General features: G+C 58.9%; 21 protein-coding genes and 2 pseudogenes. 12 read left to right on the top strand and 11 right to left on the bottom strand.

Annotated elements, in window-relative coordinates; all coding sequences use genetic code 11:
- Positions 1–122 precede the first annotated feature (122 nt).
- Positions 123–1,991, top strand: a complete 1,869-nt coding sequence (locus J9870_RS27050; RefSeq protein ID WP_210641615.1) for a hypothetical protein — start codon at positions 123–125, stop codon at positions 1,989–1,991.
- A gap of 27 nt (positions 1,992–2,018) precedes the next feature.
- Positions 2,019–3,263, top strand: a complete 1,245-nt coding sequence (locus J9870_RS27045) for a metallophosphoesterase (protein ID WP_210641613.1) — start codon at positions 2,019–2,021, stop codon at positions 3,261–3,263.
- A 106-nt stretch (positions 3,264–3,369) separates the two neighbouring features.
- Here the strand turns inward: J9870_RS27045 and gbcA are convergent, their stop codons facing one another.
- Positions 3,370–4,662 carry a glycine-betaine demethylase subunit GbcA gene (gene gbcA, locus J9870_RS27040; RefSeq protein WP_210641611.1) on the bottom strand — a complete coding sequence of 431 codons (1,293 nt, stop codon included), beginning with the start codon at positions 4,660–4,662 and terminating at the stop codon, positions 3,370–3,372.
- Positions 4,663–4,946: 284 nt separating this feature from the next.
- Between gbcA and gbcB the strand changes: the two genes are divergently transcribed.
- Positions 4,947–6,047 carry a glycine-betaine demethylase subunit GbcB gene (gene gbcB, locus J9870_RS27035; protein ID WP_210641609.1) on the top strand — a complete coding sequence of 367 codons (1,101 nt, stop codon included), beginning with the start codon at positions 4,947–4,949 and terminating at the stop codon, positions 6,045–6,047.
- A gap of 203 nt (positions 6,048–6,250) precedes the next feature.
- Here the strand turns inward: gbcB and J9870_RS27030 are convergent, their stop codons facing one another.
- Positions 6,251–7,291, bottom strand: a complete 1,041-nt coding sequence (locus tag J9870_RS27030; protein ID WP_210641608.1) for a low specificity L-threonine aldolase — start codon at positions 7,289–7,291, stop codon at positions 6,251–6,253.
- 234 nt (positions 7,292–7,525) lie between these two features.
- Here J9870_RS27030 and J9870_RS27025 point away from each other — a divergent pair, with 234 nt between their 5' ends.
- The 8 genes from J9870_RS27025 (at position 7,526) to fdhA (ending at position 17,599) form a co-directional block, all read left to right on the top strand.
- The gene (locus J9870_RS27025; protein WP_210641606.1) at positions 7,526–8,230 is read left to right on the top strand and encodes a TraX family protein; all 705 of its coding nucleotides are present in this window, start codon (positions 7,526–7,528) and stop codon (positions 8,228–8,230) included.
- Positions 8,231–8,505: 275 nt separating this feature from the next.
- Positions 8,506–9,759 (top strand): serine hydroxymethyltransferase, encoded by a 1,254-nt coding sequence (glyA, locus tag J9870_RS27020; RefSeq protein ID WP_047228145.1) that lies wholly within the window; start codon positions 8,506–8,508, stop codon positions 9,757–9,759.
- Between the two features lie 21 nt (positions 9,760–9,780).
- Complete coding sequence (locus J9870_RS27015) at positions 9,781–11,031, top strand: sarcosine oxidase subunit beta (protein ID WP_109755034.1); 1,251 nt, start codon at positions 9,781–9,783, stop codon at positions 11,029–11,031.
- 14 nt (positions 11,032–11,045) lie between these two features.
- Positions 11,046–11,375, top strand: a complete 330-nt coding sequence (locus tag J9870_RS27010; protein WP_109755033.1) for a sarcosine oxidase subunit delta — start codon at positions 11,046–11,048, stop codon at positions 11,373–11,375.
- Positions 11,372–14,389 carry a sarcosine oxidase subunit alpha gene (locus J9870_RS27005; RefSeq protein WP_210641604.1) on the top strand — a complete coding sequence of 1,006 codons (3,018 nt, stop codon included), beginning with the start codon at positions 11,372–11,374 and terminating at the stop codon, positions 14,387–14,389. The genes J9870_RS27010 and J9870_RS27005 overlap by 4 nt, the downstream gene beginning before the upstream one ends.
- Before the next feature lie 167 nt (positions 14,390–14,556).
- Positions 14,557–15,189 (top strand): sarcosine oxidase subunit gamma family protein, encoded by a 633-nt coding sequence (gene soxG, locus J9870_RS27000; RefSeq protein WP_210641602.1) that lies wholly within the window; start codon positions 14,557–14,559, stop codon positions 15,187–15,189.
- 127 nt (positions 15,190–15,316) lie between these two features.
- Positions 15,317–16,174, top strand: coding sequence for a formyltetrahydrofolate deformylase (gene purU, locus J9870_RS26995; protein WP_134926133.1), 858 nt, complete (start codon positions 15,317–15,319; stop codon positions 16,172–16,174).
- Between the two features lie 225 nt (positions 16,175–16,399).
- On the top strand, positions 16,400–17,599 hold the full coding sequence (gene fdhA, locus J9870_RS26990; RefSeq protein ID WP_186656865.1) for a formaldehyde dehydrogenase, glutathione-independent: 1,200 nt from the start codon (positions 16,400–16,402) through the stop codon (positions 17,597–17,599).
- A 174-nt stretch (positions 17,600–17,773) separates the two neighbouring features.
- On the opposite strand, the gene J9870_RS26985 is transcribed toward fdhA, so the two are convergent.
- The 4 genes and pseudogenes from J9870_RS26985 to J9870_RS26970 form a co-directional block, all read right to left on the bottom strand.
- Positions 17,774–18,754 carry an RHS repeat-associated core domain-containing protein gene (locus J9870_RS26985; protein WP_210641600.1) on the bottom strand — a complete coding sequence of 327 codons (981 nt, stop codon included), beginning with the start codon at positions 18,752–18,754 and terminating at the stop codon, positions 17,774–17,776.
- Positions 18,755–18,932: 178 nt separating this feature from the next.
- A complete protein-coding gene (locus J9870_RS26980) occupies positions 18,933–19,934 on the bottom strand; it encodes an RHS repeat-associated core domain-containing protein (protein WP_210641598.1) in 1,002 nt (333 codons plus the stop codon).
- Positions 19,935–20,652: 718 nt separating this feature from the next.
- Positions 20,653–21,180 (bottom strand): annotated as a pseudogene (locus J9870_RS26975) (RHS repeat-associated core domain-containing protein); the annotation flags it as partial.
- 26 nt (positions 21,181–21,206) lie between these two features.
- Positions 21,207–21,419: a cold shock domain-containing protein gene (locus tag J9870_RS26970; protein WP_210641596.1), complete on the bottom strand. Its 213-nt coding sequence runs from the start codon at positions 21,417–21,419 to the stop codon at positions 21,207–21,209.
- A 244-nt stretch (positions 21,420–21,663) separates the two neighbouring features.
- Here J9870_RS26970 and J9870_RS26965 point away from each other — a divergent pair.
- Positions 21,664–21,912, top strand: a pseudogene (locus tag J9870_RS26965) (formaldehyde dehydrogenase, glutathione-independent); the annotation flags it as partial.
- A gap of 100 nt (positions 21,913–22,012) precedes the next feature.
- On the opposite strand, the gene J9870_RS29625 reads toward J9870_RS26965, so the two are convergent.
- The 5 genes from J9870_RS29625 to J9870_RS26940 form a co-directional block, all read right to left on the bottom strand.
- A complete protein-coding gene (locus J9870_RS29625) occupies positions 22,013–23,038 on the bottom strand; it encodes an RHS repeat-associated core domain-containing protein (protein ID WP_246883055.1) in 1,026 nt (341 codons plus the stop codon).
- A gap of 35 nt (positions 23,039–23,073) precedes the next feature.
- On the bottom strand, positions 23,074–23,274 hold the full coding sequence (locus J9870_RS26955) for a cold shock domain-containing protein (RefSeq protein WP_210641594.1): 201 nt from the start codon (positions 23,272–23,274) through the stop codon (positions 23,074–23,076).
- Positions 23,275–23,462: 188 nt separating this feature from the next.
- Entirely contained in the window at positions 23,463–23,735 is a 273-nt protein-coding gene (locus tag J9870_RS26950; protein WP_210641592.1) for a hypothetical protein, read from the bottom strand.
- Positions 23,736–24,311: 576 nt separating this feature from the next.
- The gene (locus J9870_RS26945; RefSeq protein ID WP_210641590.1) at positions 24,312–24,887 is read right to left on the bottom strand and encodes a hypothetical protein; all 576 of its coding nucleotides are present in this window, start codon (positions 24,885–24,887) and stop codon (positions 24,312–24,314) included.
- 86 nt (positions 24,888–24,973) lie between these two features.
- Complete coding sequence (locus J9870_RS26940; RefSeq protein WP_210641588.1) at positions 24,974–25,402, bottom strand: DUF3757 domain-containing protein; 429 nt, start codon at positions 25,400–25,402, stop codon at positions 24,974–24,976.
- Positions 25,403–25,503: the final 101 nt, after the last annotated feature.

The following is a 25,503-nucleotide window of genomic DNA, read 5'->3' as shown; positions in this document are numbered from 1 at the left end:
CAGGGGGGTATGTGCCGCTGAATTTGGCACGCCACACATCCAGTGTGGGAGCGAGCTTGCTCGCGATGGCAATCACCAGAACGCCGTATCTCGTGAGTCAGGAATAAGGAAAAAGGATGCCCATGAATACTTACATCCGCTGGTTCCAACGCGTCATCTGGATCGGGATTGTCATGAACATGTTCTTCGCGATCCCGGCGCTGTTCGCGCCGGCGTTGCTGACGTCCATGCTCGGCCTGCCCCCCGTGCTGTCCGATCCCTGGCTGGAAAACACCGGCATGTTGCTGGTGGGGATCAGCCTGTTCTACATGCCCTCGGGGTTCAACGCGCCGCGTTTCGTGGTGCATTCGTGGTTGTGCGTGCTGTCACGGCTGGTGGCGGTGGTGTTCTGGATCTACTTGATCAACACCAACAACCAGGGCCCATTGTTCGTGCCGATGTTGATGGGCGACCTGAGCATGTTCCTGATCCTGGGCGTGTTGCTATACCTGGGCAGCCCGGTGGCCAATCGTCCGCTGGCCTTGCTCTGCGCCGGGTGGCGGGAATGGCGCGCCGGTTGGGCACGGCGCTGGCAGAGCCACGCTTTCAAGGTCGGCACGTTGGTGGTGCTGTTGCTGTTGGGCTTCATCGGCTACCAGACCTGGTACCAGATGATCCGGGAAGTGCCGCAGCCGGACTTCGCCTCCGACGAGGACCATTACAAATATGCCGCCATTGGCCTGGGCATCGAGGCGCGAATCCCCTATTACCTGTTCGCCGTACTGCCGCAGATGTGCCCGGAAAAGCTGCCCAAGCCGGGCGGCTACGAGGTGTTCGGGTTCCTCTATGAGAATGGTAACGACCTGCCCATCGGCATGGCCAAGCGGCAGCTCGGTTACCCCACCGTGGAGCCCAACTGTGCCCTGTGTCACACCGGCTCCTACCGGGCCAATGCCAGCGACGTAGCGATTCCGGTCGCCACCGCGCCGGCCAATACCTTGCAACTGCAAGCCTTCCAGTGGTTTGCCTACGATTGCGCCAGCGACCCGAAATTCACTCCAGATGCGGTGATGGCGGCGATCAACAGCAAGTTCCAACTGGGCTTTTTCGAAAAGCTGTACAACCGTTACCTGATCATCCCGATGGCCAAGAGTGCGCTGCTCAAGCAGAAGCAGGCGTACGCCTGGCAAAAACTGCGTCCGGCCCAGGGGCCTGGGCGGACCGATACCTTCAATCCGACCAAAATGGTGGTGTTCGGCTTCCCGGATGACTCCACCATCGGCACCGTGGATCTGCCGCAGGTCTGGAACCAGAAACCTCGCGAGTCGATGTATCTGCATTGGGACGGCAATAACAACAAGATCCACGAGCGCAATTACGCCGCGGCCATGGCCGTGGGCGCGACCCCGCAATCGGTGCTGCCGCCGAGTTTCAATCGGGTGACCAATTGGCTGTTGGGCCACAAGGCACCCGCCTGGCCGTTCGCCCTGGACCAGGCGAAAGTCGCCCAGGGCAAACCGATCTGGGAGAAGAACTGCGCCGGTTGCCATGACTTCGGCCGCAGCGACACTGGCCAGGTCACCACCAACATCGACCAGTTGGGCACCGACCCTCATCGCCTGAACTCCTTTACCACGGGCCTGGTGACGGCGTTCCACGGCTTCAAGAAACCACCGTTCGACTTCGGCGCCTACCGCAAGACCCAGAGTTACAGCAACACGCCCACCGACGGCGTCTGGCTGCGCGCGCCATACCTGCACAACGGTTCGGTGCCGACCCTGTGGGATTTGCTGCAACCGCCGGAGCAACGTCCGCAGGTGTTCTACACCGGCTCCGACATCTACGACCCGGAGAAGGTCGGCTTCATCACCAGCGGCGCGCAGATGAAGGCGTCGGCGGATTTCAAATACGACACCCGCCTGGAAGGCAACCACAACGGCGGCCACCTGTATGGCACCCAGCTGTCGGACGTCGACAAACGGGCCCTGATCGAATTCATGAAAACCCTGTAGCCCAGGGCATTGCGAAGGAGCGTTCACATGTCATTACTGCACCATTGGGAACATGAGTTCGACAAGGTCAAAGTCCGCCTGCACGGGTTGGTCACGCGGCTGGAGATGTCCTGGAAAAAACTGGTCAATGACTTGGAGCCCGAGGAATTCCAGGCCATCGTCAAGCTGCTGCAGCGAGGCCACGATCAAGCCCGGCACGTCATTGAACACGGCGATTTGCCGGACGACGAGCCCGCCGTGCCCTGGGAACTGGCCCACGGTCTGTCGATCCTGAAGATCGGCAACGCCACGCCCTTGCCACAAAGCGAGGACGAACTGCCGACCCGGGTACTCAAGGACGGCACCTTGCTCGGCTGCCGCAAATGGGAACTGCTGGACCTGCTGTGGAGCGAGGCGCTGCTCAAGTGGATCGAGAACCTGCGTCACCACGCGACGTTCGCCACCAACCCTGCATTGGTGAAGATGGACAGCGACGTGGTGCTGGCCATCGCCGGCGACTGGGGCACCGGGCCATTCGACAGCCATGCACCGGCGGTGGCCGTGGCCAATCAGATGCAATTGGCCCAGGCCGATTTCACCATCCATCTGGGCGATGTGTATTACGCCGGGACCCATTCCCAGGAAGACGTCGACATGGTCGGCTGGCCCCAGGGCAAGCGTGGCTCGTTCACCCTCAATTCCAACCACGAGATGTACAGTGGCGCCCATGGCTATTTCAAGGAGCTGGCCAAGCGTTTCCCGGTGCAGCAAGGCACCAGTTACTTTGCCTTGTACAACGATGACTGGCTGGTGGTCGGCCTGGACAGCGCCTATGCCTCGGATGCCATGAACCTGTACATGGACGGCACCCTCAATACACAGCAGATCGAGTGGATGAAAACCCTGCCCAAGCGCAAGAAGCTCATGGTGCTCAGTCATCACCAGGGCTTCGACATTTCCGGGCACAACAAGACCGCGCTTTACCAACCGGTGTGCGATGCCCTTGGGCGTGAGCCGGATTACTGGTATTGGGGGCATTTGCACAACGGTATCTGCTACGCGCCGCAAGGCGGATTGCACGCGCGCTGCGCCGGGCACGGGGCGATTCCCTATGGCACCACCAGTGAGCTGAACGGGCATGCCCGGGTGTTGTGGTCGGAGACTCAGTTGGCGGGGGACGAGGCGTATCCGGAGCGGGTATTGAACGGTTATGTGAAGGTGCAGTTGAAGGGGGAGGAGATTGTCGAGACGTTTTATGGGGAGGATGGCAGTGTGCGGTGGTCTTCCAAGTAGTAGGTGAATATTAGACCGCTATCGCGAGCAAGCTCGCTCCCACATTGGGTCTTCGGTGCGCAGAAGATCCCTTGTGGGAGCGAGCTTGCTCGCGATGCTTTTGATCCTAGCCCTGGACCGGAACGCCCTTGAGGTACGGTGCCGGCTCGGCCCCCAGGTTGTTGAGCATGCGCTCGCTGTACCAGTCGACGAAGTTCACCACGCCGAACTCATAGGTCTTGGAGTATGGGCCAGGCTGGTAGGCGGTGGAGTTGATACCGCGCTGGTTTTCTTCGGCCAGGCGACGGTCCTGGTCGTTGGTGGCGTCCCAGACCTGGCGCATGCGTTCGACGTCGTAGTCCACCCCTTCGACTGCGTCCTTGTGCACCAGCCACTTGGTGGTGACCATGGTTTCCTGGGCGCTGATCGGCCACACGGTGAACACGATGATGTGGTCGCCCATGCAGTGGTTCCACGAGTGCGGCAGGTGCAGGATGCGCATCGAGCCCAGGTCTGGGTTCTTGATGCGGCCCATCAGCTTGGCGCAGCCCTGCTTGCCGTCCATGGTCATCGACACGGTGCCCTTGAGCAGCGGCATGCGCACGATACGGTTACGCAGGCCGAAACTGGCGTGGGCGTAAGGGATCTTCTCGGCTTCCCAGGCGGCGGCGGAGGCGGCCACGTGGTCCTTGAACGCCTGGTCGGCGCGCGGGTCGGTGACGTCGTCCCACTCCAGCAGGGTCTTGAGCAATTCCGGGTGCGAACCACCACAGTGGTAGCACTCGCGGTTGTTTTCCAGTACCAGCTTCCAGTTGGCTTTTTCCATCAAGGTGGTTTGCACCGCCACCTTGGTGTTTTCCATGTCGTAGGGTTCCATGTAATGGGACAGGGTCGACAGGAAATCGTCAATGGCTGGCGGGTTTTCCGCCAGGCTGATGAAGATGTAGCCACCGGCGGTCTTCACGTTCACAGGCTTGAGGCCGTACTGTTTCATGTCGAAGTCGGCGCCCATCTCGGTGCCGGCGAACAGTAAGCGACCGTCCAGCTCGTAGGTCCACTGATGGTAATGGCAAACCAGCTTGGCGACCTTGCCTTTGTCGCTGGTGCACAGCCGCGAACCACGGTGACGGCAGACGTTATGGAAGGCATGCACCACGCCATCGGCGCCGCGAATCACGATGATCGGATTCTTGCCGACTTGCAGGGTCAGGTAGTTGCCCTTGGCCGGGATTTCGCAGGTCATGCCGGCGATCAACCACTCTTTCTGGAAGATTTCCTGCATGTCGATATCAAACAGACGCTCATCGGAGTAGAACGGCTGCGGTAGCGAAAAGGTGCGCTCGCGCTCTTGCAGCATTTGCGCGGTGGCCTTGCGTGCGGGTTCCAGCGGATCGCCCAGGCTCAGGGTAGTGGTGTCCATCGTTTTATCCTCGTGGCCCTCTAAGCGGAGCCGGTGAAAATGACTAATCGGTTGTGCTACGCAAGGCAGAAAACTTTGTTTATCTGTTGAGGCGAGTGTGGGGCCGCGCAGGGGCCGAACCTTATCCATGGGCGACATGGCCCAATCTGTTCCCGACGCGCAAGCCCCGGTAGTTGGGGGCTGGTCGCGATAAGTATGTGAATGTCGCAGATAGGTAAATGGTCGCCCAGGCGCCTGCGCACAATCGCCCTCATGAAGGCCGACAGTCGGCCGTGGAGATCAGCATGTCCAATAACTTCCTGAACCCGGTCACCACCCAGACCTGGGCCAATGGCCGACATATCGTACGTTGCGTCAAAGTCATCCAGGAAACCTGGGATGTGCGCACCTTCTGCTTCATGGCCGACCAGCCGATCCTGTTCTTTTTCAAGCCGGGGCAGTTTGTCACCCTGGAGCTGGAAATCGAAGGCCAACCGGTCATGCGCTCCTACACCATCTCCAGTTCGCCGTCGGTGCCCTACAGTTTCTCGGTGACCATCAAGCGTGTGCCGGGGGGCAAGGTTTCCAATTGGCTGCACGATACCCTGCACGAAGGCCAGGAGCTGGCGGTGCACGGGCCGGTGGGGTTGTTCAACGCTATCGACTTCCCGAGCCCGAAAGTTCTGTACCTGAGCGGTGGTGTGGGGATCACGCCGTGCATGTCCATGGCGCGCTGGTTCTACGACACCAACGCCAATGTCGACATGACCTTTATCCACAGCGCCCGCTCGCCCAAGGACATCATCTACCACCGCGAGCTGGAACACATGGCGTCGCGGATCGACAACTTCAGCTTGCACCTGATCTGTGAAAAGCATGGCCTGGGCGAGCCTTGGGCCGGTTATCGCGGCTACCTGAACCATAAGATGCTGGAGCTGATGGCACCGGACTTCCTGGAGCGCGAAGTGTTCTGCTGTGGCCCGACGCCGTACATGAATGCGGTCAAGCGTCTGCTGGAAGCCGCTGGCTTCGACATGAAGCGTTATCACGAGGAGTCCTTCGGCGCCACGCCACCGGAAGCCCGAGCCGATGCCGTGGAGCAGGCCGAACAGGCCGCCGACGCACCGGAAGTCGATGTCGCGGACCTGCATCTGGTGGAATTCACGGCTTCTGGCAAGAGCATTCGCGTGGGGCCGGGAGAAACCGTACACGCCGCTGCCGCCAAGCTCGGCATGATGATCCCCAAGGCCTGCGGCATGGGTATCTGCGGCACCTGCAAGGTGTTGAAGCTGGGCGGGGAAGTGGAGATGGATCACAACGGCGGGATCACCGAGGACGACGAAGCCGAGGGCTACATCCTGTCGTGCTGCAGCGTGCCGAAAGGGGATGTGCGGATCGAGTTCTGACACCTGCTTGGTGCAGGGGGAACGCGGAGCGTCCGTGGAGGCATTCCCACGCAGGAGCGTGGGAACGATCAGGTCGCGAGAGCTGTGAAATCGATCGTTCCTCACGCTCTGCGTGGGAATGCAGCCCGGGACGCTCTGCGTCCCCAAGAGCCGAACGCGGAGCGTCCGTGGAGGCGTTCCCACGCGGAGCGTGGGAACGATCGTCAGATGGACATCACTTCCCGAATATCCGCCGCCAATTCCCTTGCTCGCGCCTCTTCCGTATCCCACGAGCACATGAACCGTGCGCCGCCCTTGCCGATGAAGGTGTAGAAACGCCAGCCCCGGGCGGTGAGGGCAGCGATGGCCGGTTCCGAGAGTTGCAGGAACACGCCGTTGGCCTGGACCGGGAACATCAGTTCCACGCCGGGAATGTCGCTGACCAGTTGCGCCAGCAATTGGGCGCAGTGGTTGGCGTGGCGGGCGTGCTTGAGCCAGGCGTCGTTTTGCAGCAGGCCGACCCAGGGGGCGGAGAGGAAGCGCATCTTCGAGGCCAGTTGCCCGGCCTGTTTGCAGCGGTAGTCGAAGTCCACGGCCAGGTCGTGGTTGAAGAACAGGATTGCCTCACCCACCGCCATACCGTTTTTCGTGCCGCCGAAGCACAACACGTCCACACCGACCTTCCAGGTCAGGTCTGCCGGTGAACAGCCGAGGAAGGCGCAGGCGTTGGAGAACCGCGCGCCGTCCATGTGCAGGTTCAACCCCAGTTCCTTGCAGGTGACGCTGATGGCGCGGATTTCATCCGGGGTGTAGACGCTGCCGACTTCCGTCGCCTGGGTCAGGGTCACGACCCGTGGCTTGGGGTAATGGATGTCCTGGCGCTTGAGGGCGATCTCGCGGATCGCCTCGGGGGTCAGCTTGCCGTTTTCAGTACGTGCCAGCAGCAGCTTGGAACCGTTGGAGAAGAACTCCGGCGCGCCACATTCGTCGGTTTCGACGTGGGCGGTTTCCGAACAGATCACGCTGTGGTAACTCTGGCACAGCGAGGACAGCGCCAGGGAGTTGGCTGCCGTGCCGTTGAAGGCAAAGAACACCTCGCAGTCGGTTTCGAACAAGGCTCGGAAATCATCCGCCGCGCGGTGAGTCCACTCATCATCGCCGTAGGCGCGCTGGTGGCCCTGATTGGCTTCTTCCATGGCCGCCCAGGCTTCGGGGCAAATGCCGGAATAGTTGTCGCTGGCAAACTGTTGACTCTTGTCGGTCATGGCCTTGCTCCTGAGATAGAGAGTCCTGGGTAAAGATCCCTGGCGGAATTCCCGGGTGGGGCGTTCCCTGGTTTTCGGCGTGCTTGAGTCCACAGCGCCGTGGTCGATCATGGTTCGGCGCGCTTGGGGGCGCATCGCCGTGGCCATGTTGGTGCGCACTTTACCCAAGATTAGCGGGGGAACACACCGGATGTTTCTGTCAGAAAATCATAAAGTCATCAGGTCGCTGTACACGTGAGTCGGCGTGACGGTGCTTTGGATCTGCTCAAATGGTCGGCATTGCTGGCGATGGTGCTCGATCATCTGCGATATGTCGGTTTCTCCATCGACTGGTTGTACGTGCCGGGACGCCTGGCGTTCCCCTGGTTCTGCCTGGCGATGGCGGCGAACCTGGCGCGCACCGGGGCCGGTGCGAGCCCGTGGCGGTACCTGGGCTGGTTGCTGCTGTTCAGCGCCGTGAGCGAAATACCCTACCGGCTGTTCTTTCCCGATCCAGCCACCCTGAATGTGTTGCCGACCCTGGTCCTGGGGTTGTTGGTGGCGCGCAGTTGGCAGACGCCGACATGGCAGGCGCGGTGCCTGGCGGTGGGGGCGTTGCTGCTGGCGGCGCTGTTTTCGTCGCGGCTGATGTTCGGTTTCTTTGGTGTGCTGCTGCCGCTGGTGTTGCTGCTGGTGTTTCGTCGGCCCTGGTATTTCGCGGTGTTGCCGGGGTTGGTGTGCCTGGCGGCCAATCAATGGCAGGTGCTGTATGGCGCGGCGTGGCTGGGGGATGCGGTGGCGATCGGCGGCTTACTGGCGTGTCTGTTTGCGCCATGGCTTGGGCTTGTGCTTTTGCGCCAGGCGGGTCGCATTCATCCGCCTGCGATGCGGCGTTGGGCGTATGCGCTGTATCCCGCGCACTTTCTGATCTTGCTCGCGGTTCGCCAAGTCGCCGCATAACCCTGTGTGAGCAAGGCTTGCCCGCGATGAAAGCGACGCGGTCTCCCATGAACCGAGGTGCCTGGATCGCGAGCAAGCTTTGCTCCCACAGTGCTATCCCACAGGCCTTGCTCCCCGACTCTTTGAACACATGTCGTAAACGCACCTTTGCGTGGCGTCCATAGGCATTTGACCTGCCTGCGCCAGCCATACCATCGCATCCAAAGGGCACGACCGAACGGTGGTCAGTGCCTCACCGAGACGAAAGGCGCACCGCCGCCGCTGGGAGAGATGCGATGTTCAGCAAGCAAGACCAGATTCAAGGTTATGACGATGCACTGCTGGCGGCGATGAATGCCGAAGAGCAACGCCAGGAAGATCACATCGAGCTGATCGCGTCAGAGAACTACACCAGCAAGCGCGTGATGCAGGCCCAGGGCAGTGGCCTGACCAACAAGTACGCCGAAGGTTATCCAGGCAAGCGCTACTACGGCGGCTGCGAGCATGTCGATAAAGTCGAAGCCCTGGCCATCGAGCGCGCCAAGCAACTGTTCGGTGCCGATTACGCCAACGTCCAGCCGCACTCCGGTTCTTCGGCCAACAGTGCCGTGTACCTGGCCTTGCTGCAGGCCGGTGACACCATCCTGGGCATGAGCCTGGCCCACGGCGGTCACCTGACCCACGGCGCCAAGGTGTCGTCCTCGGGCAAGCTCTACAACGCGGTGCAATACGGCATCGACACCACCACCGGCCTGATCGACTACGACGAAGTCGAGCGCCTGGCGGTGGAGCACAAGCCGAAAATGATCGTGGCCGGCTTCTCTGCCTATTCCAAGACCCTCGACTTCCCACGCTTCCGTCAGATCGCCGACAAAGTTGGTGCGCTGCTGTTCGTCGACATGGCTCACGTGGCTGGCCTGGTCGCTGCCGGTCTGTACCCGAACCCACTGCCGTACGCCGACGTGGTCACCACCACCACCCACAAGACCCTGCGCGGTCCACGTGGCGGCCTGATCCTGGCCAAGGCCAACGAAGAGATCGAGAAAAAACTCAACGCCGCTGTATTCCCTGGCGCCCAGGGCGGTCCGCTGATGCATGTGATCGCCGGCAAGGCGGTGTGCTTCAAGGAAGCGGCGGAGCCTGGTTTCAAGGCTTATCAGCAGCAAGTGATCGATAACGCCCAGGCCATGGCTGGCGTGTTCATCAAGCGCGGCTACGATGTAGTGTCCGGCGGCACCGATAACCACCTGTTCCTGGTCAGCCTGATCCGTCAGGGCCTGACCGGCAAGGACGCCGATGCTGCCCTGGGCCGCGCCCACATCACCGTCAACAAGAACGCCGTGCCGAACGACCCGCAGTCGCCGTTCGTGACCTCGGGCCTGCGCATCGGCACCCCGGCGGTGACCACTCGCGGCTTCAAGGTTACCCAGTGCGTCACGTTGGCCGGCTGGATCTGCGACATCCTCGACAATCTCGGCGATGCCGATGTCGAGGCCAATGTCGCGCAGCAAGTGGCGGCCCTGTGCGCGGACTTCCCGGTTTATCGCTGAGTCGGTTTTGGAGTAATGACTATGCAACGCTATTCGGGCTTCGGCCTCTTCAAACACTCTCTCAGCCATCACGAAAACTGGCAGCGGATGTGGCGCACGCCGACCCCGAAAAAAGTCTACGACGTGGTCATTGTCGGCGGTGGCGGGCATGGCCTGGCGACCGCCTACTACTTGGCTAAAGAGCACGGCATCACCAATGTCGCCGTGGTCGAGAAAGGCTGGCTGGGCGGCGGTAACACCGCGCGCAACACCACCATCGTGCGCTCCAACTACCTGTGGGACGAATCGGCCCACCTGTATGAGCACGCGATGAAACTCTGGGAAGGCCTGTCCCAGGACCTGAACTACAACGTGATGTTCTCCCAGCGTGGCGTCTACAACCTGTGCCACACCCTGCAGGACATCCGTGATTCCGAGCGCCGGGTCAGTGCCAACCGCCTCAACGGCGTGGACGGCGAACTGCTCACCGCCAAGCAAGTGGCCGACGAGATCCCGTACCTGGATTGCTCGAAAAACACCCGCTACCCGGTGATGGGTGCCACCGTCCAGCGTCGCGGCGGCGTGGCCCGTCACGATGCCGTGGCCTGGGGCTTTGCCCGGGCGGCGGACGCGTTGGGCGTGGACCTGATCCAGCAGACCGAAGTGATCGGTTTCCGCAAGGAAAACGGTGTGTGCATCGGTGTGGAAACCAACAAAGGCTTCATCGGCGCCAAGCGCGTCGGCGTGGTGACCGCCGGTAACTCCGGGCATATGGCCAAGCTCGCGGGCTTCCGCCTGCCGATCGAATCCCACCCGCTGCAAGCGTTGGTGTCGGAGCCGATCAAGCCAATTATCGACAGCGTAATCATGTCCAACGCCGTGCACGGCTACATCAGCCAGTCCGACAAGGGCGACCTGGTGATCGGTGCCGGTATCGACGGCTACAACGGCTACGGCCAGCGTGGTTCGTACCCGGTGATCGAACACACCATCCAGGCCATCGTCGAGATGTTCCCGGTGCTGTCGCGGGTGCGCATGAACCGCCAGTGGGGCGGCATCGTCGACACAACGCCGGATGCCTGCCCGATCATCTCCAAGACCCCGGTGCCGAACATGTTCTTCAACTGCGGTTGGGGTACCGGCGGCTTCAAGGCCACCCCGGGCTCGGGCAACGTATTCGCTGCCAGCCTGGCCAAGGGTGAAATGCACCCACTGGCCGCGCCGTTTTCCATCGACCGTTTCCACAACGGTGCACTGATCGACGAACACGGCGCTGCTGCCGTCGCCCACTAACAGGAGAAATCCCTATGTTGCACATCTTCTGTCCTCACTGCGGCGAACTGCGCTCCGAAGAGGAATTTCATGCATCCGGCCAGGCGCACATCCCGCGTCCGCTGGACCCGAATGCCTGCACCGACGAGCAGTGGGGCGACTACATGTTCTTCCGCGATAACCCTCGCGGCCTGCACCACGAGCTGTGGATCCACGCGGCCGGTTGCCGCCAGTACTTCAACGCGACCCGCGACACCGTGACCTACGAGATTCTCGAAACTTACAAGATCGGCCAAAAGCCGCAATTCACCGACAAGGCTGACAGTCCGAAAGCGGCCGCACAGGCTCTGGGAGAGAAGGTATGAGCCAGATCAATCGCCTGTCCAACGGCGGACGGATCGACCGCAACAAAGTGCTGAGCTTCACCTTCAACGGCCAGGTCTACAAAGGTTTCGAAGGCGACTCCCTGGCCGCTGCACTGCTGGCCAACGGCGTCGACATCATCGGTCGCAGCTTCAAGTATTCCCGTCCGCGCGGCATCTTCGCCGCCGGCGCCGAAGAGCCGAACGCGGTGCTGCAGATCGGCGCCACCGAAGCCACACAAATCCCTAACGTACGCGCCACACAACAGGCGCTGTACCAAGGTTTGGTCGCCACCAGCACCAACGGCTGGCCGAACGTGAACAACGACATGATGGGCATTCTCGGCAAGGTCGGCGGCAAGCTGATGCCGCCGGGTTTCTACTACAAAACCTTCATGTATCCGCAATCGTTCTGGATGACTTACGAGAAGTACATCCGCAAGGCTGCAGGGTTAGGTCGCTCGCCGACCGAGAACGATCCGGACACCTACGACTACATGAACCGTCACTGCGACGTGCTGATTGTCGGCGCCGGCCCAGCTGGCCTGGCTGCGGCATTGGCTGCGGCCCGCAGCGGTGCGCGAGTGATCCTGGCCGACGAGCAGGAAGAGTTCGGCGGTAGCCTGCTCGATTCCCGCGAAAGCCTGGACGGCAAGCCAGCGACCGAATGGGTCGCCGCTGTTGTCGCTGAACTCAAGTCGATGCCGGACGTGGTGCTGCTGCCGCGCGCCACGGTCAACGGCTACCACGACCATAACTTCCTGACCATTCACGAGCGCCTCACCGACCACCTGGGTGACCGTGCGCCGATTGGCCAGGTCCGCCAGCGCATCAACCGCGTCCGCGCCAAGCGCGTGGTGCTGGCCACCGGTGCTTGCGAGCGGCCACTGGTCTACGGCAACAACGACGTGCCGGGCAACATGCTGGCCGGCGCGGTTTCCACCTACGTGCGCCGCTACGGCGTGGCACCGGGCAAGAAACTGGTGCTGAGCACCAACAACGACCACGCTTACCGCGTGGCCCTGGACTGGTTCGACGCTGGCCTGCAAGTGGTGGCCGTCGCCGATGCCCGCAGCAACCCACGTGGTGCGCTGGTGGAAGAGGCGCGTGCCAAGGGCATCCGCATTCTCACCGGCAGTGCCGTGATCGAGGCCCGCGGCAGCAAGCGCGTCACGGCTGCACGTGTTGCCGCGATCGACGTCCGCGCCCACAAAGTCACCAGCCCCGGCGAGTGGTTGGACTGCGACCTGGTGGCCAGCTCCGGCGGCTACAGCCCAGTGGTTCACCTGGCTTCGCACCTGGGTGGCAAGCCGATCTGGCGCGAAGACATCCTCGGTTTCGTACCGGGCGAAGCACCGCAGAAGCGTGTGTGTGTCGGCGGCGTGAATGGCGTCTACAGCCTCGGCGATAGCTTGGCCGATGGTTTTGAAGGCGGCGTGCGCGCGGCCAGCGAAGCCGGCTTCAAAACCGTCGAGGGTGTGTTGCCCAAAGCCCTGAGCCGTCACGAAGAGCCGACCCTGGCGCTGTTCCAGGTGCCCCACGAAAAAGCCACCGCACGGGCGCCGAAGCAGTTCGTCGACCTGCAGAACGACGTCACGGCCGCCGCCATCGAACTCGCCACCCGCGAAGGTTTCGAGTCGGTGGAACACGTCAAGCGCTACACCGCACTGGGCTTCGGTACTGACCAGGGCAAGCTGGGCAACGTCAACGGCCTGGCCATCGCGGCCCGCTCGCTGAACGTGAGCATCCCGCAGATGGGCACCACCATGTTCCGCCCGAACTACACGCCGGTGACTTTCGGCGCGGTAGCCGGCCGGCACTGCGGGCACATCTTCGAGCCGGTGCGTTTCACCGCGCTGCATGCCTGGCATGTGAAGAACGGTGCCGAATTCGAAGACGTCGGCCAGTGGAAACGCCCTTGGTACTTCCCGAAGAACGGCGAAGACATGCATGCCGCCGTGAAGCGCGAATGCAAAGCCGTGCGCGACAGCGTCGGCCTGCTGGACGCCTCGACCCTGGGCAAGATCGACATCCAGGGCCCGGACGCACGAGAGTTCCTCAACCGCATCTACACCAACGCCTGGACCAAGCTCGACGTGGGCAAGGCCCGCTACGGTTTGATGTGCAAGGAAGACGGCATGGTCTTCGACGACGGCGTGACAGCCTGTCTGGCGGACAACCACTTCCTGATGACCACCACCACCGGCGGTGCGGCCCGCGTGCTGCAATGGCTGGAGATCTACCAGCAGACCGAATGGCCGGACCTGAAGGTGTACTTCACCTCAGTGACCGACCACTGGGCGACCATGACCCTGTCGGGGCCCAACAGCCGCAAGCTGCTGAGCGAAGTCACCGACATCGACCTGGACAAGGACGGCTTCCCGTTCATGACCTGGAAAGAAGGCTCCGTCGGCGGCGTGCCGGCGCGGGTGTTCCGGATCTCGTTCACCGGTGAGCTGTCGTACGAAATCAACGTGCAGGCCGACTACGCCATGGGCGTGCTCGAGCAGATCGTCGAGGCCGGCAAGAAATACAACCTGACCCCGTACGGCACCGAAACCATGCACGTGCTGCGGGCCGAGAAGGGCTTCATCATCGTCGGCCAGGACACCGATGGCTCGATGACCCCGGATGACCTGAACATGGGCTGGTGCGTTGGCCGGACCAAACCGTTCTCGTGGATCGGCTGGCGTGGTATGAATCGCGAAGACTGTGTGCGCGAGGACCGCAAGCAACTGGTGGGCCTCAAGCCGATCGACCCGAATGTCTGGCTGCCGGAAGGCGCGCAACTGGTGTTCAACACCAAGCAGGCGATCCCGATGACCATGGTCGGCCACGTGACTTCCAGTTACGCGCACAACTCCCTCGGCTATTCGTTTGCCATGGGCGTGGTCAAGGGCGGCCTCAAGCGCCTGGGTGAACGAGTGTTCGCGCCATTGGCCGACGGCAGCGTGATCGAGGCAGAGATTGTTTCTTCGGTGTTCTTCGATCCGAAAGGCGATCGGCAGAATATCTAGTGGCTTGAGGTCCTGTGGGAGACCGGCGATACCGCGTCGGCATCATCGCGAGCAAGCTCGCTCCCACAGTAGATCGCGTAACCCTTGTGGGAGCGAGCTTGCTCGCGATGAAGGCCTGACAGCCACCACAAGGGTTTGACTCAACAGTATTCAGACAGGTGCTCCATATGACCGCAGTCAACGTGTACCAACAACGCCCAACCACCGGGGCCAAGGCCGAGTCGTCGCTGCACCATGCCGACCTCGCCAGCCTGGTGGGCAAGGGCCGCAAGAACGCCGGCGTGACCGTGCGCGAGAAAAAACTCCTGGGTCACCTGACCATTCGTGGCGATGGCCACGACCCGGCGTTCGCCGCCGGCGTGCACAAGGCCCTGGGCCTGGAATTGCCCGGTGCGCTGACCGTCATCGTCAAGGGTGAAACCAGCCTGCAATGGCTTGGCCCGGACGAGTGGCTGCTGGTGGTGCCGAGTGGCGAAGAGTTCGCCGCCGAGAAAAAACTGCGTGAAGCCCTGGGCGACCTGCATATCCAGATCGTCAACGTCAGCGGCGGCCAGCAGATCCTCGAACTGTCCGGCCCGAACGTGCGCGACGTGCTGATGAAGTCCACCAGCTACGATGTACACCCAAGCAACTTCCCGGTGGGCAAGGCCGTGGGCACGGTATTCGCCAAGTCGCAACTGGTGATCCGCCACACGGGCGAAGACACCTGGGAACTGGTGATCCGCCGCAGCTTCTCCGATTACTGGTGGTTGTGGTTGCAAGATGCGGCGGCTGAGTATGGCTTGAGCGTGCAGGCATAACCATGATCGTTCCCACGCTCTGCGTGGGAATGCATCCCGGGACGCTCTGCGTTCCAAAAAGCGGACGCAGAGCGTCCATGGCGGCATTCCCACGCAGTACATGGGAACGATCAGAGGAGTATCACGAATGAGCCGCGCCCCAGACACATGGATCTTGACTGCCGACTGCCCCAGCGTGCTCGGCACGGTGGACGCGGTGACCCGCTTTCTGTTCGAGCAGGGCTGCTACGTCACCGAGCACCATTCCTTCGACGACCGGCTCTCGGCGCGTTTCTTCATTCGTGTGGAGTTCCGCCAGCCCGATGGTTTTGACGAGCAAAGTTTCAGGGCCGGCCTGGCCGAACGTGCGCAAGCCTTCGGCATGGTCTTCGAACTGACGCCGCCCAACTACCGGCCCAAAGTGGTGATCATGGTCTCCAAGGCCGATCACTGCCTCAACGACTTGCTCTACCGCCAGCGCATCGGCCAGTTGTCCATGGACGTGGTGGCCGTGGTCTCCAACCACCCCGACCTCAAGCCGCTGGCCGACTGGCACCAGATTCCCTACTACCATTTCCCCCTGGACCCGAACGACAAACCCTCCCAGGAGCGGCAGGTGTGGCAGGTGATCGAAGACACCGGCGCCGAGCTGGTGATCCTTGCCCGCTACATGCAAGTGCTGTCGCCGGAGCTGTGTCGCAAGCTCGACGGCAAGGCGATCAACATCCATCACTCGCTGCTGCCGGGCTTCAAGGGCGCCAAGCCGTATCACCAGGCCTACAACAAAGGCGTGAAACTGGTCGGTGCCACGGCGCACTACATCAACAACGACCTGGACGAAGGCCCGATCATCGCCCAGGGCGTGGAAGTGGTGGACCACAGCCACTATCCCGAGGATCTGATTGCCAAGGGGCGGGACATCGAAGGGCTGACCTTGGCCCGGGCCGTGGGGTATCACATCGAGCGAAGGGTATTTCTCAACGCCAACAGAACTGTCGTTCTTTAGTTTTTTGGGGCCGCTTCGCAGCCCATTCGCGAGCAAGCTCGCTCCCACAGGATCTGCGTCGTTCTACAGATTCTGATGACACCCACCATCCACTGTGGGAGCGAGCTTGCTCGCGATGAGGCCCTTACAGACAACAAAGAAACAAGACACAAGCACTACCCGAGCAATCAACGCGCTGCCTGCCTGGGCAACGCAGTTTCATAAAAACAACAGCGAGGTGAAAGCATGTCTGGCAATCGTGGTGTCGTGTATCTCGGCAACGGTAAGGTCGAAGTACAGAAAATCGACTATCCAAAAATGCAGGACCCGCGCGGCAGGAAGATTGAGCACGGTGTCATCCTGCGCGTGGTCTCCACCAACATCTGCGGCTCCGACCAACACATGGTGCGCGGCCGTACCACCGCCCAGACCGGTCTGGTCCTGGGTCACGAAATCACCGGTGAAGTGATCGAAAAGGGCAGCGACGTCGAGAACCTGAAAATCGGTGATCTGGTGTCGGTGCCGTTCAACGTGGCTTGCGGGCGCTGCCGTTCCTGCAAAGAGCAACACACCGGTGTCTGCCTGACCGTCAACCCGGCCCGTGCCGGCGGTGCCTACGGTTACGTGGACATGGGCGATTGGACCGGCGGCCAGGCCGAATACGTGCTGGTGCCGTACGCCGACTTCAACCTGCTGAAACTACCGGACCGCGACAAGGCCATGGAGAAAATCCGCGACCTGACCTGTCTGTCCGACATCCTGCCGACCGGCTACCACGGCGCCGTCACCGCCGGCGTTGGCCCTGGCAGCTCCGTCTACATCGCTGGTGCCGGCCCGGTTGGCCTGGCGGCCGCCGCTTCCGCGCGCCTGCTGGGTGCCGCCGTGGTGATCATCGGTGACGTCAACCCGATTCGCCTGGCCCACGCCAAGGCCCAGGGTTTTGAAATCGCCGACCTGTCCAAGGACACCCCGCTGCACGAACAGATCGCCGCGCTGCTGGGCGAACCGGAAGTCGATTGCGCCGTCGACGCCGTGGGCTTCGAAGCCCGTGGTCACGGCCATGAAGGCGTCAAGCACGAAGCCCCGGCCACCGTGCTCAACTCGCTGATGGGCGTGGTTCGCGTGGCCGGCAAAATCGGCATCCCCGGCCTCTACGTCACCGAAGACCCGGGCGCCGTCGATGCCGCGGCAAAAATGGGCAGCCTGAGCATCCGCTTCGGCCTGGGCTGGGCCAAATCCCACAGCTTCCACACCGGCCAGACCCCGGTGATGAAGTACAACCGCCAACTGATGCAGGCGATCATGTGGGACCGCATCAACATTGCTGAAATCGTCGGTGTGCAGGTGATCAGCCTGGATGACGCGCCGAAGGGGTATGGCGAGTTCGATGCGGGCGTGCCGAAGAAGTTTGTGATTGATCCGCATAAGTTGTTTAGTGCGGCGTAAGTCGCCAAGGCTAATAAAAAGGGTGACTTAAAGTCACCCTTTTTATTTTCGAGTTCTAGTCGTGCGACGCGAAGAGCTAGCAAGGTAGATTTAGAGCAGAACACCAGCGACCGTTGCTGGCCTGGATGAGGAACGTACTATTTGACAAGGTAGTGGTTGAATATGCCCTGACCTTTAAAATGATGCTCTGTAACGTGGTAGTGGAAGTTCGAAGACTTCATCATAACTGGGCGGGCGTTTTGTCTCGCGGATTAAACTATTGAGAACATCTAGGTCGTGTTTGTACTGGGCTCTGTTCCTTTTTATTTGAACGGTTAATTCGGTGTAAAGGGCTTTATTGGCGCGAGTCGGCCATGATCGCTTTATCATTTTTGCAGCCGTCGTCTCGTCTGCAATGAGTTTAGTATTGCTCTCGATTATATAGCGTTCAAAATTACTGACCTCATCTATACGTTTCTCTTCAGTCCAGAAGAGATCCAATTGTGTTTCATATTTCTCGGTCGGTTCTGTGATGAAAGCCTTCAGTTTCGTATTTGTCGGGACGCGCAATTTTATCCCATGAACAGTCACGGTTTTTTTATTCGTTATAAACGCTATAAAATTCATTATTGGTTTCACGAGGCTGAAATGGCCAGTAGGGTCCACTCTATTTACAGGGTCACCTTGGCCATACGCGTAGGCATTCAACCCACCCTTTCCAAACGGGCTCATCGAGTCCGGACTATTGAAACGCATCAGCGTTGGATTGAACGCCCTATAACCATTGCCCAACAAATAGTGGCCGGTCACCGGGTCTGGTTGTTCGCCGTTGAAGCCGAGCAGGCTGAGTAAACCGTTTTCTGGAGCACGGTGACCGTAGGGTGTGTAGGCGAGAGGATGAGGCCGCGTTGCGTCGAGTGCATGTAGTACAGAGCGTTGTTGATCGGTGGCGAGCAACGTGGTTTCGACGGCGCCATCCTGGCGCTGTTGTTGCGCCAGAAGCTGGGTCTCTAGATGAAAGATAGAGCACTGTGCCATTCCCTGAATTTCTGTGGTTAGACGACCCTTGATATAGAAACGTTGCAAGTTGATCTGAGTTGTTGGTAGGCAATTGATTAGGCGATCCAAAGGGTCGTAGCTGTATCGGCAGAGCAGACTTTCGCGCTCGGATGGCATGAGCAGTACTCCATGGCGTATGAACTTTTCAGGGGCTACTGTGACGTATTTTGATAAGGTCGCCTACTAGCAGTTCTGTTAGGTTGATAGCAGTCTCCCACGCAACAGCACAGAAATAACCTTGAAAGCCAGCCAAGGATCAGTAGCGCCGATCGCGTCTTTGATAAGGGAGGCACTCCTATACTTGTCTACGTATTTGCTTTCCAATTGAGGGCGATGCTCGATTCGGTAGTGGGTTATCAGAAGTGGCGTCATGGTGAGGCGGGCGGGGCACTTCGCGAAGCAACTTCTCATAAGTCCTCAGATTTTCATTATGGCTTGATCTATCGGAGTATATCGTCTCCAAAAGGACATCGAACTTGGATTCTGTGCGGCGTCCGGCTTTTATTTCGAGTGCTGCCTGCCTCTCATGACCAATTAATATTGCGCTATTCTCGATTAGCCTGTTTTCTAGGTTTTGGATTCTTGGGTTTTGCTGTTCCGGGCTTAAACGTAGTTTCGGTATAAATTGTATTGTGGGGGCTTCAAAGAAATCCATTTCTTCGTCGCTGGGCAAAATGCGCAATTTAATATTCTGAACGTAAAGGGTTGTTTTTGGGGTTTTAAGCCCTGTCAAATTCATGAGTCCTTTGATAGGGTTGGGAAAGATAAAATGTCCAGTAGGGTCTATCGTGTTAATAGGATCACCTTGGCCATATACGTAAGCGTTCAACCCACCCTTTCCAAATGGGCTCATCGAATCCGGGCTATTGAAGCGCATCAGCGTTGGATTGAACGCCCGATAACCATTACCCAACAAGTAGTGCCCGGTCACTGGGTCCGACCGTTCGCCGTTGAAACCAAGCAAGCTGAGTAAGCCACTTGCGGGAAGGCGATGGCCGTAAGGTGTGTAGACGAGAGGATGGAGCTGCGTTGCATCAAGCGCGTGCAATACCGAGCGTTGTTTATCGGTGGCGAGCAACGTGGTTTCGACGGCGTCATCCTGGCGCTGTTGTTGCGCCAGGAGTTGGTCGTCCTGCTGGAAAACCGACCGCTGTACCGGACCCTGGATTTCGCTGGCCAGGCGCTCTTTCAGGTAGAAGCGCTGGGTGCGGACCTCGGTCGATGGTGTGTAATCAGCCAAACAATCTAGCGGGTCGTAATGGTAGCGGCAGAGCAATGTTGTCCGGTTCGTTGACATGGTTAGCTCCCCGATAGGCCGGCTGTTATCCCAGCGCCATTATTGGGCTTGTAATCCGTTGATCCTCCTCTCTCGAAGGAGGCGTCTAATTCAACACTTCCGTCCTTTACCGCTAATAATGAAACTGTGTGAGACGGCAGCGTCGCACTCTTTAAAGCCAGCAAAGCTAAATACGCAGTGTTACTGCTCTTGATAAGTATTGAAGACTAGCTTGTTTGTCCTTGATTGCGTATAGATGACGCATTGCGCCTGACCCATTCAAACGATGGAGGGGCGGGGTTTGATGTGTTTGTAGAGGTATTTTCATTTATCCAGTCGACGGTCATGTTGAAATCCGCAAGTTCTTGTTGGTAAGTTACCTTCATTTTTTGTGCCGTATCCATTATTTTTTGGAATCCCGGCGATCTAAGTTTTGGGCTGATTTTTAATTCATTAGCTAAATGCTCTTCGAATATAATTATTTTCCTATTGTTCGTTTTGAGTATCGCTTCACGCTCGGAAAGGCTTACGCTACCGGGGGGGTGTAAATTTCATGTTCTGGGTCAAATATATTTCTCGTTATAAAAGGTTTCGTAGGCTTTTCGAAAAACTTTATGTCTTCCCTGTCACGAGGCAGGCGCAATTTTATACCATGGACATTGAGCTCCATCTCAGGTGTTTTAAATTTAAACCATTTAAAGGGGTTGAACGCGAAGGGGTTTAAAGTGGAGAGGTTGAAATGTCCAGTGGGATCTAAGGTGTTAATAGGGTCACCTTGGCCATATACATAAGCATTCAAACCACCTTTTCCGAATGGGCTCATCGAGTCCGGACTGTTAAATCGCATCAACACCGGATTGAACGCTCGATAACCATTACCCAACAAGTAGTGCCCGGTCACTGGGTCCGATCGTTCGCCGTTGAAACCAAGCAAGCTGAGTAAGCCACTTGCGGGGAGGCGATGGCCGTAAGGTGTGTAGACGAGAGGATGGAGCTGCGTTGCATCAAGCGCGTGCAATACCGAGCGTTGTTTATCGGTGGCGAGCAAAGTGATTTCAACGGCGTCATCCTGGCGCTGTTGTTGCGCCAGGAGATGATCGTCCTGCTGGAAAATCGAGCGCTGTATTGAACCCTGTATCTCGGAGGCAAGTCGGCTTTTCAGATAGAAGCGCTGAATGCTGGCCTGAGCGGGAGGGGTGCAATTAGCCAAGCGATCCAATGGGTCGTAATGGTAACGGCAGAGCAGCGTTTCACGGTTCGTCGACATGGATTAACTCCTGAGTGAACCGATGGTTACTCCGGCGTCACTCTCGTGGCTTGCATGCCTTTGTCGCCCTTTTCGATTTCAAAGGAGACGGTTTGCCTTTCCTTCAATGTTTTATAACCCTCGCCGGATATCGCGGAGTAATGAACGAACAATTCTTCGCCTCCTTTGCCACAAGTGATGAAGCCATAGCCCTTTGCGTCGTTAAACCATTTAACGGTTCCTTTGATTCGGTCGCTCATTTTTATTCTTCCTGCTGGCCCGAATGAAGAAAGGCACAGGGACTGTGGGTTGCCCATAGCCTTGTGCCTTGTGTTCGTTGTCACAGCAGGAGCTTAGAATCGGCCCAAACGGTTGCCTACTGTCAGAGTTGACAGTAGGTAATACCCAGAGGAAATAACTGACCGCAGGTGATATTCGGATGACTGCCAGAGGCGGTCATGCCATGGCTTGGGCCTGAAAGCGCCGGCCAATCGCGTCCAAATGGGCAGCCTGAGCATCCGCTTCGGCCTGGGCTGGGCGAAATCCCACAGCTTCCACACCGGCCAGACCCCGGTAATGAAGTACAACCGCCAACTGATGCAAGCGATCATGTGGGACCGCATCACCATCGCCGAAATCGTCGGTGTGCAGGTCATCAGCCTGGATGACGCGCCGAAGGGGTATGGCGAGTTCGATGCGGGCGTGCTGAAGAAGTTTGTGATTGATCCGCACAAGTTGTTCAGTGCGGCGTAAGCGGTAAAGGGCAAGACGGGGAAAGTGCGACAGTGATGTCGCCCTTTTTATTGGCACTGGGCAACTTTTAACTGGTTGGCTGCCAAGCTGGTCGCGAGCGTCATGTTTCACGGATGGCGGACAGTCGCAGGCCGAGTTTTTCAGCCAGCTCGCTATTTAGCTCATAGGTTTCTTGGGCGGTTTTAAAGTGAAGCTGTTCAAATCGGTGTTTATATTCGGTGATGGCGATTTGATGCTCTGTCGGAGCGTCGCTATTTGAAAGAGAGTCATAGCTAAGAGTCTCTTTGATTTTTTTTATGATGTTGGTACTGTCGGTCGCATACGCATGTAGTTTTTCTTTGGTGATTTTAAGCAGCTCAATTATTTTGCTGCGATGGCCGATCAGCTTCGCATGGTGAATGGCATTGTCTGCGCTGGTGATGAGTCTTTTTGAGTTGGGTTTGTAGTGATTGATACTGTCTATAACTACTCTATCAATGCCTTCGATCTTTTGGCTAGGCAATGAAAGTGCAGGCTGGGATTGCCAGGGCTTTCGCTCAGTAAATACTGCGAACCAGGAAGATCGGAATGAAGAATAGGTAGAAAAAAATGAGCTGTAGCGACCTGTTGGGTCTTTCCGATTTACTGGGTCTCCAACGCAGTAGGTATAGGCATTCAACCCACCCTCCCCAAACGGACTCAAACTGTCCGGGCTGTTGAACCGCATCAACACCGGGTTGAACGCCCGGTACCCATTACCCAACAAATAATGCCCGGTCACCGGATCCGGTCGTTCGCCGTTGAAGCCGAGCAGGCTGAGCAAGCCGTTTTCCAGGGGGCGGTGCCCGTAGGGAGTATAGGCGAAGGGATAAAGTCGCGTAGCATCGAGAGCGTGCAATACCGAGCGTTGTTGATCGGAGGCGAGCAAGGTGGTTTCAACGGCGCCATCCTGGCGCTGTCGTTGCGCCAGAAGTTGGGCGTCCTGCTGGAAAATCGAACGCTGTATCGAACCTTGTATCTCGCTCGTCAAGCGGCTTTTCAGATAAAAGCGCTGGATACTGGCCTGGGCCGATGGCGTGCAATCGGCCAGGCGATCCAATGGGTCGTAACGGTAGAGACAGAGCGGCGTTTCACGATACGCCAACATAGACTGCCCCCTGATGGATTGTTTTCACTCCGGCGTCACCCGTGTGGCCTGCAACCCCTTGGGCCTTTCTCCACTTCAAAGGAAACGGGCTGTCTTTCTTTCAGCGTTTTATAACCCTCGCCGGCTATCGCCGAGAAATGAACGAACAGCTCCTCGCCTCCCGTGCCGCACGTGATAAAGCCATAGCCCTTTGCATCGTTGAACCATTTAACGGTTCCTTGAATTCGGTCGCTCATTTTTATTGTCCTGCCTGCCCGAATGAATAAAGGCCCTGGGCGCTTGGGTCGCCCGTGGCCTTGTTTTCGTTGTCATAGCTGGAGCTTAGAGTCGGCCCAAACGATTGCCTACTGTCAAAGTTGACAGTAGGCAATACCGAGAGGAAATAACTGACCGCAGGTGATATTCAGATGACTGCCAGGGGCGGTCATGCCATGACTTGCGCCTGCAAGCGTCGGCCGATCACGTCCAGTACGTCACAGCCATCGCGCAACGGAATCGCTAGGAGCAGGGCGAAGTCGTGGAGGACTACGGCGTCGGAACTGATCTCCTCGCGAAAAGCGATGTTTTCCAGCACCTGGGTGACGGCGCGGATGCGGTAGGCAGCGGTTTCGGAGAGGACGTCGAGGGGGGCTTGGGTGTCGATGAGCAGGGTGGCGGGGGGGCAGTCGACGCCGGTGATGGGCATGTATCGGTTCATTCGGTAGATCTCCATGGGGTTCGATGATGCCGCCACTCACTCGTCGCCAAACGAATGGGTGGCAGCTGTACGCAGGTTGGCGAACCGGACACCATGGAAGCCGGCAGACCCGAAGGCCTCCCGCGCACAACCGCCATTGAGCAGTTCTGCGAGTGCAAAAGCCCGTGCCAAAAAGCAGGGCTTCTGACCATAGTGTATCGAGTCGCCAAACCCGAGTCGCCATATGGACGACGGGACGAACTATAGGCAGCGCACATTGGGCGGCGCAAGGCTCACCACTGCGGGTGATTTCCCAAGTAGTTGTAAGATTTTTGGTCGCGAATATTCGGGCCGGAACACCGCCGATTGTGGCGAGGGGATTCAGCGAAAGGTCGCACCGCCCCGCTGGGATGCGTAGCGGCCCCAAACCAGGCAACTCGGTGTGCCAGGAAGATTGAGTTCATCGATCGTTCCCACGCTCCTGCGTGGGAATGTCGCCAGGGACGCTCCGCGTTCCGCTTTTGTAAGGTGACGTAGAGCGTCACGGGATGCATTCCTTGCTGCGCGTGGGAACGATCAAAAATCCCCTCGCCACGGTTATTGATGGGCCGTTGCGGTCCTGACCCGCTCGCAGAATTCAGGGTAGAAACCCTGGGTGCTAGGGCCTTGGCAATAGTCTCGCGCTTGAGCCAAGGCGTCCTCGCTGAAATTCAGGGTGCGGGGCATGCTGGCAAAGGTGACGTAGCCCTCCTGCTGTGTCTTGATCGCGTCGAAGCCCGGCATGTCGTAGACCAGTTCCACGTCATCATCGGCCAGCAGGCGCGCCTTGACCGTCACTTGCGTGTATTGCTTGCCCCCTGGCGCGCCATTGAGCGCTGCCAGGCCATGGCCGACAACACGCAGCATGTGCGGAACCCAGGGCTCGCAGTCATTTGCGCAAGCACCTGGACGGTAAAGCACGGTTAGCGCTTGCTGATCGCGGCTGACATCGATCAGGGCCGGGTCGGAGCGCTTGATGCGGTGCTCGATGGTCAGCCAAGTCTTCTGCTCTTCACTGATGCCGTCGGCCAGTTCCGGATTCAGCGGGCCGCGCTGGCATTCGTTGACGCCCAGGGCAATGAGCATCCCCGTCAGGATGACCGCGAGGGTCGCGCCGCCGATTTTTACGTTCATAGGCAAACTCTGCTGGAGGAGCCGCACTGTACGGTAACTGTGCAGGCGATGCAGGATGCTTTGAGAGAACAGTGACCGAGTTGCCATTACCTATCAAAAATCAGGTTGAAGTAATCGTTGTCCATCAACCTGCACATTCGGGTATCCCGGCTTTCGCAGCGATTGTTCGCCCATCTTGAAAATGCCGGTTCCAGGATCTGTTGATACGCCAACTTCAGATTTATATCCCCGTACCTACAAGTGATGGTCGCTAACCTGGCTGCTTGCTTATCCTCGTCGGACTCATGGATAACGTACTCGGCCCCTTCGAATCGCAGCGAGGTCGGGTCAATCACGTCCACTAGGCTTTCGCTCGCCCATTCGTGATTTTCCTGCCCGTCGACAGAGTAAACGTCTTCCAGCGCTTCAATGTTCCTATGAATGCTTGTAGCGGCCGGACACGTTATTTCACCGGCATGGACATGGCCGATGATCAGCATGAGTAACACCGCGCCTCCAGCCGGTATTTTTTTCATTTGCCAAGCTCCTTGGCTCCGTTAAGCGATACTCGCGGCTTTGGCCGGGCGGGCTACTGTCAAGGTTGGCAGTTATTTATGTCAATTTAGAACTGTGTAGG

This window comes from Pseudomonas sp. Tri1 (assembly GCF_017968885.1).
Classification (GTDB): domain Bacteria; phylum Pseudomonadota; class Gammaproteobacteria; order Pseudomonadales; family Pseudomonadaceae; genus Aquipseudomonas.
Note: the sequence above shows the minus strand (reverse complement) of the source record. Positions and strands in the feature narration are given on the sequence as shown.